The organism is Bartonella sp. AA81SXKL (assembly GCF_042196945.1).
Lineage (GTDB): Bacteria > Pseudomonadota > Alphaproteobacteria > Rhizobiales > Rhizobiaceae > Bartonella.
The window spans coordinates 1-855 of record NZ_JBHIRH010000158.1 but is presented as its reverse complement, the minus strand read 5'-3'; the positions used below and the strand labels follow the sequence as shown (position 1 = coordinate 855).

At 38.0% G+C, this 855-nt stretch carries 2 pseudogenes; both read right to left on the bottom strand.

What is annotated here, in order from left to right:
* Positions 1 to 359: pseudogene (locus ACFINZ_RS10270) on the bottom strand (DUF421 domain-containing protein); the annotation flags it as partial.
* Positions 360 to 401: 42 nt separating this feature from the next.
* Positions 402 to 855: pseudogene (locus ACFINZ_RS10265) on the bottom strand (cysteine--tRNA ligase); the annotation flags it as partial.

Sequence of the window (855 nt, the reverse complement as noted above, 5' to 3'; positions counted from 1 at the left end):
TCATTTACACTGATACCCAACTTCTTAATCTCATCCATTTGAAAAACACCATCTAAAACTAATGCAATACTTCGCCCCATAACAAGATGACGAAAAAAAACTGAATGGCGTCCCCATAAATTAAGTGAGGTGATCAAAGTTTGCCAAATAAATAAAACAAGCAATAATTGAATGATACTGATATTGTGATTATAAATAACGCCCCCAATGATACTCCCCATCACAAAATTGCTTACCAAATCAACCGGTGTCATTTGACTAAGACTACTACGACCCATGGTTCTTAAAATGAAGAGGAAGGCTACAAGGCCTACAATCAATTTAAGTGCAACATATCCATAATAAGATAAAAATTCCATCAAGCTTCCTCCTTAGTTATGAAAGCTGCTAGAATCCGAGAATTAGAACCGTTTTATTTCCCACATGGTCGTACGTTCACCAGTTTGTGGATCCTTGATATCTTTTAAGACAATCCCCTCGGCTGCAAGCTTATCACGAATTTTATCCGCAGCTGTCCACTCTTTATTATGGATAAGTCGTAACCTTTCGGCAATGCGCTGATCAATAAATTTTTCATCAAGAGAGGTTTTTCTCATAAATAATGGGCATTTTCCATCTCTAACCCACTCTTGCCGTAAGAGTCCAAAGAAATTCATCCCACTTGCAAGAGAAACAGCATTCCCTCGTTTATAAAATTTTCGTAAAAGAGTAAGTGCTTTGGGAGTGTTAAGGTCATCACTGAGTGCGTTTATCAAAGAGTCATCAATGACCTCATTCTTCTTCTCCATCTCCGTCTTTTCACAACGAAGCAACTCATACCAACGATACAATTCGCTACTGGACTGCATTAAACGC